This window comes from Kitasatospora sp. NPDC056327 (assembly GCF_042261735.1).
In the GTDB taxonomy this organism is placed as follows: domain Bacteria; phylum Actinomycetota; class Actinomycetes; order Streptomycetales; family Streptomycetaceae; genus Kitasatospora.
This window is the reverse complement of sequence record NZ_JBHJRC010000423.1, coordinates 1-5,391: the sequence shown is the minus strand read 5'-3', so window position 1 is coordinate 5,391 and position 5,391 is coordinate 1. Positions and strand designations below refer to the sequence as shown.

General features: G+C 78.1%; 4 protein-coding genes. All 4 read left to right on the top strand.

Features of this window, described 5'->3' with window-relative positions:
- Positions 1–377 precede the first annotated feature (377 nt).
- The 4 genes from ACFCX4_RS34425 to ACFCX4_RS34410 all read left to right on the top strand — a co-directional run bounded on the left by ACFCX4_RS34425 (position 378) and on the right by ACFCX4_RS34410 (position 5,356).
- Positions 378–1,643: a hypothetical protein gene (locus ACFCX4_RS34425; RefSeq protein ID WP_376151109.1), complete on the top strand. Its 1,266-nt coding sequence runs from the start codon at positions 378–380 to the stop codon at positions 1,641–1,643.
- Positions 1,640–3,292 carry a hypothetical protein gene (locus ACFCX4_RS34420; RefSeq protein ID WP_376151107.1) on the top strand — a complete coding sequence of 551 codons (1,653 nt, stop codon included), beginning with the start codon at positions 1,640–1,642 and terminating at the stop codon, positions 3,290–3,292. Before ACFCX4_RS34425 ends, ACFCX4_RS34420 begins: the two co-directional genes overlap by 4 nt.
- Before the next feature lie 8 nt (positions 3,293–3,300).
- Positions 3,301–4,695, top strand: a complete 1,395-nt coding sequence (locus ACFCX4_RS34415) for an AAA family ATPase (protein WP_376151106.1) — start codon at positions 3,301–3,303, stop codon at positions 4,693–4,695.
- A gap of 253 nt (positions 4,696–4,948) precedes the next feature.
- Entirely contained in the window at positions 4,949–5,356 is a 408-nt protein-coding gene (locus tag ACFCX4_RS34410) for a hypothetical protein (RefSeq protein ID WP_376151104.1), read from the top strand.
- Positions 5,357–5,391 lie beyond the last annotated feature (35 nt).

Here is a 5,391-nt window from a genome sequence, read left to right as displayed (position 1 = left end):
CCAGCCCAGCGCGCGGGCCATGGGCTCGGGCATCGCGACCACCAGCGGGGTGGTCGCGATCAGCGGCGGGTCCTGGGCGGGGAGCGCGGCGCCCCCGACCTGCCCGGAGACATCAGCCGCCGGTTCGCACCGTACTCGGTGGCGCTGGGCTGAACCGGACGACGGCGGAACGCCGTTCCAGCGTGACGGCGAGGTCCCCGCCGAAGCCGAGCGCGGTCATGGCCTTCGCCGGCAGCAGGGGTGTCGCGCGGCCCGGGGCGGGGCGGACGAACGGCCGGGACGGCCCGCGGGCCCGCGGCGCGGAGCGGCCGGGGATTCGTCGTCAACGGCCCGTTCGGGGCGGATTGTCGGAGCCGGATGCGACACTGGGCCGCACCATGAACGTCTCGACGAACGCCCCGCTCCGCGGGCCGGCGGAGCCGCTCGCCCAGCGGCTCGCCGAGCTGCGCGGACCGGCGCCGCAGCGCAGTCTGAACGCCCGTGCCCTCGCCGCCCTGGCCGCCAATCCGGGATGCCACCGCCGCGCCGTCCTGGACGCCGCCGGGGTGGACAAGACCGAGCTGGCCGGTCGGCTCGGCCGCCCCGCCCCCTTCGGCCGGTCACCGCTCGCGATGGCGCGCGGCGTCGTGTTCGAGGCCCGGCTGAAGGAGAACGGCTACGCCGCGCTGCTGGAGCCGCTGCGCGCCCGGCTGGGCCTCTCCGACGACGGCGGGCCGCTGCTGGTGCCCGACCTGCTGCGCTCCTCCGGCCCGGCGGTCCGGGCCGAGCGGACGACGGCGGCGCTCGCCGAGGCGGTCGCCCGGGAGCACGCCTGGACGCTCCTCGACCACCCGATGCTGCGGCTGGAGGTGGCCGGTTCCACCGCCTACCTGGAGCCGGACGCCGTCGTCGTGCACGGCGGCCGCTGCACCGTCGTGGAGATCAAGTCCTTCCCCGTGCTGGACGGCGGCGCCGACCCGGGCAAGGTGGGCGCCGCCGCCCGGCAGGCCGCCGTCTACGTGCTGGCCCTCCAGGAGGCGGCCGCCGCGGCGGCCGGGCGGCCGGTGGACCCGGACCCGTACGCCGAACAGCGGCTGCCGGGCAGCCCGCACACCAGCGTGCTGCTGGTCTGCCCCGAGGACTTCGGCAGCCGGCCGACCGCCGTGCCGGTGGACGTCCGGCGCGAGCTGTCCACCACGCGCCGCCAGCTGAGCCGGATGACCGGCATCGAGCGGCTGCTGGCGGTGCTGCCGCCGGGCGCGGACCTCGACCTCTCGCCCGGCGCGGACGGCGTACCCGTCCGGTCCGCCGAGGAGCTGGAGAAGACGGTCTCGACGATGCCCGCCGCGTACAGCCCGGACTGCCTCTCCACCTGCGAGCTCGGCTTCCACTGCCGGGCCCAGGCGCGCTGCGGGGACCGGGTCGAGCAGCTCGGCCGCGGCGTCCGGGGCGAGCTGGGCAGCATCCGTACGGTGGGCGAGGCCCTGGCGGTCGCCCGGACCGGCCCGACCGGGGCGGCGGCGACCGGCGACGGCCCCGGCGGGGACGGCGACCGGGACGGCGACGGGGCCGACGAGGCCGCGGCCCGGCTGGCCTACGCCGCCGCGCTGCGCGCCGAGGCGCTCGGCCGCCCCGGGCCGGCCGGGCCGGAGGAGCAGCGGTGAGCCTGCTGTCCACCCTGGCCCGGCTGGAGGCCGTCCGCAGCGGCCGGGCCGAACCGCTGGCCACCGTCCGCCACCGGCACCTCTCCGACCGTCCGATGGTGCTCGTCCCGCTGACCACCGCCGGTGAGGACGGCGCCCCGCTGGCCGTGCTGCTCGGCACCGACCGGCGGGCACCGGTGCTGCACGTCGTGCCGCAGCCGCTCAACCGCACCCTGCGCTCGGAGTTCCTGGCCGACCTGGCCGCGGACCTGCTGCCCTACCTGGAGTCCTTCGGCGACGAGGTCGAGCTGATCGAGGGCTCCGAGAAGGATCCGGAGACCGGCGAGAAGGCACCGGTGGTCCGCGAGCTGTGCGCGGACGCCCCGCAGCTGATCGTGCCGAACACCGGGGGCGTGCGGCACCTGGCGCTGCTCGGCCGCTCGACCCGGTTCCGCCGCACCGCCGAGGACGAGGACCCGGGCCCGTACCCGGCGCCCGCCCGGGTGCCGCTGCTCGGCCGCTGGCTGACCCACCTCACCGAGCGCGCGATGGTGCCGGGCTCCAGCCTGCTGCTGCCGATGACCGGGCTGCTGGCCCGGCACTGGGCCACCGGCCAGAGCCACATGGAGGACCAGCACCTGGCCGCCCGGCTGGCCTGGCACACCCCGCCGGACGGGCTGAGCGGCGCGGAGGCGGCCGAGCGGGCCGAGACCGGCCGCGGCGCCGACGGCCGGCTGCTGCACCCGCCGGCCGGCCCGATCACCGACCCGGTGTTCGACACCAGGCTGCTCGGCCCGGCGATCGCCCGGTACGACGCGGCCGCGGCGGCCCTGCGCGAGGCCGGGGGCGAGCCCGGGGCACCGGGCGGCGGGGGCCGCGGGGACGCCGCGGCGGCCCGGGAGGCCGTGCGGGTCGCCGTCGAGCAGCTGCGCGGCATCCTGCGCGAGGAACTGCTGCCGGCCTGGCACGACGTGTGGCACGGCCTGGACCTGCTGCGCGCACTGCCCCCGGCCGGCCACCTGCCCGAGCGCTGGACCGGCGACCGCTGGTCGTACACCGGCCACCGGGACCGGCTGGCGGCCGGCGAGCCCCCGCAGCCGCGGATCGACGACGCCGTGACGGCCGCCCGCAAGCTGGCCCAGCGCGAGCGCGAGCAGGCCCGGCTGGACGTCCAGGAGGCGCTGGACGACCCGCTGGCGATGGCCGAGCACCGGCTCGCCGGGGAGGCCTTCAGCGGGGTGGTGACCGAAGTGGTGCCGGACTACGACACCACCGGCCGCTCCCCCAAGCCGCGCCCGCTGGTGACCGTGCGCACCGACGACCGCCCGCACGCCGACCTGGGCCGGGAGGTGCACCGGGCGCGGGCGGCCGCGGCCCCGGAGGCCGGCCCGGGCCCGGCCCCGCAGAAGGGCGTGATCGCGGCGGTGGACCCGGAGGCGGGCACCGTCACCGTGCGGATGCGGTCCGGCATGGGGCGCCGGAAGGAGCCCGAGCCCGGCAGCCTGCCCGAGCCGGGCGAGCGGATCACCTTCACCCTGTTCGAACTGACGGTCCGGCAGGCCGCGCCGCTGCCCGATCCGGACGACACGCCGTGGACCCACGGCGGGCCGCCCGGCGCCGTCGTCACCGTACTGCCGGCCGTGGCCGGTGCCGCCGAGGACTGGGAGTGAGCGGCCCGATGAGCACCGAGCAGAACGCCGGGCCGGCGCCGGACGGCACCGGCGGTCAGAGCCCCGGCGAGGCCGCCGACGCCGCGGTGGCGCGGATCCTGGAGGCGACCGTCCGCCCGGCGGCCGGGGCGCCGCGCGGCGTCGTGGTGGACTCGCCGCCCGGCGCCGGGAAGTCGACCCTGGTGGTGCGCGCGGCCCGGGAGCTGGTCGCGGCCGGCGAGCGGCTGATGATCGTCGCCCAGACCAACGGCCAGGTGGACGACCTGGTCGACCGGCTGGCCGCGAAGGCCACCGATCTGACGATCGGCCGGCTGCACGCCGCCGACGCCCGCCCCGGGCCGGAGGTGCTGCGGCACCCCAACGTCACGCCCTCGGACAAGGTCGCCGAGCTCGCCGAGCTGGACGTGGTGATCTCCACCTCGGCCAAGTGGCAGTGGGTGCGGGCCGAGCAGCCGTGGCGGCACGCGATCGTCGACGAGGCGTACCAGATGCGTTCGGACGCGCTGCTCGCGGTGGCCCGGCTGTTCGAGCGGGCCCTGTTCGTCGGCGACCCGGGCCAGCTGGACCCGTTCACGGTGGTCGGCACCGAGCAGTGGGCGGGCCTGTCGTACGACCCGTCGAGCAGCGCGGTGGTCACCCTGCTCGCGCACAACCCGCAGATCCGGCCGCACCGGCTGCCGGTGTCCTGGCGGCTGCCGGCCAGTGCGGCGCCGCTGATCTCCGGGGCGTTCTACCCGTTCACGCCGTTCCGCTCCGGCACCGGCCCGCAGGACCGCACGCTGACCGCCTCGGTGCGGCCGGACGGCTCGGCGGTGGACGCGGCGATCGACCGGGCGGCGGAGCACGGCTGGGCGCTGCTGGAGCTGCCGGCCCGGCACACCGTGCGGACCGACCCGCAGGCGGTCGCGGCCGTCGCGGCGACCGTGCGCCGGCTGCTGGACCGCGGGCTGAGCGCGCACTCCGAGCAGGGGTCCGCCCCGCTCACCGCGGACCGGGTCGCGGTCGGCACCGCCCACCGGGACCAGGCCGCGGCGGTGCGGGCGGCGCTGGTCAGGGCGGGGGTGCCGGTGGACCCGACGGCGGGGCCGGCGGTGACCGTCGACACCGCGAACCGGCTGCAGGGGCGGGAGTACGACGTCACGGTGGTGCTGCACCCGCTGTCGGGGCGGCCGGACGCGACCGCGTTCCACCTGGAGACCGGCCGGCTCTGCGTGCTCGCCTCCCGGCACCGGCACGCCTGCATCGTGGTCGCCCGGGCCGGGATCGCGGAGCTCCTGGACGAGCACCCGGCCACCGAACCGGTGCAGTTGGGCGTCCCGGTGGCCTTCCCCGACGGCTGGGAGGCCAACCACCGGGTGCTGCACCACCTGTCCGGACACCGGGTGCGGCTGAGCCGGCCCTGACCCGTGCCGGGCCCCGCCGCCGGTCGGCACCGCGGCGGGCCCGGCGGTGGGGCGGCGCGAACGGCAGGGGCGCGCGGTGGTCCGGACCGGCGGACACACCCACCCTGCGCGCCGGGCGGGAATAGCACCCGGACGCGCACCGTTCCGCTACCGGCCGCCGCCGCGAGACAATGGACGACGGCCACGACCGGGCGGCGCCCGACCGGGGCAGCCGTCGCCCGAACCCTCATCGAGCACCCGGAGGTGTCCGTCCATGCCCGACTCCCATGCGCAGGCGTCCGACCCGAGCGGCCCCGCCGCACCGGCCGGTCCCGGCACGGGCGCCGGTACGGCGTCCGGCCGGCGACGACGGCCGGTGCAGCTGCTGTTCGAGCCGCAGGCCGACGAACCGGAGCCGGAACGCTTCTTCGACCTGGAGTCGATAGACGACCCGGCCGAGCTGCTGCGCCGTTCCACCGAGCTGGCGCTGGCCTTCCGGGCCGCCGCCGAGCGGGCCACCGACTTCCAGGCGGTCGCGGCTGCCCAGCTTGCGGACCCGCGCCGGTTCGACGCGCTGTCCGGCGCCGAGATCGCGGACCGGGCGGACTGGACGCCGGACTACGCGGCCAAGATGATCGAGTACGGCCGCACCCTGCTGCGCCCGCAGCGGAACGAGGACTGATCCGGGCGGCGGCGGGGCCCCGGCCGGGCCAGGGC

Excerpts from the sequence above, each read along its gene's own strand:
- ACFCX4_RS34425 (WP_376151109.1), top strand. The coding sequence starts at position 378 with ATGAACGTCTCGACGAACGCCCCGCTCCGCGGGCCGGCGGAGCCGCTC.
- ACFCX4_RS34415 (WP_376151106.1), top strand. The coding sequence starts at position 3,301 with ATGAGCACCGAGCAGAACGCCGGGCCGGCGCCGGACGGCACCGGCGGT.
- ACFCX4_RS34410 (WP_376151104.1), top strand. The coding sequence starts at position 4,949 with ATGCCCGACTCCCATGCGCAGGCGTCCGACCCGAGCGGCCCCGCCGCA.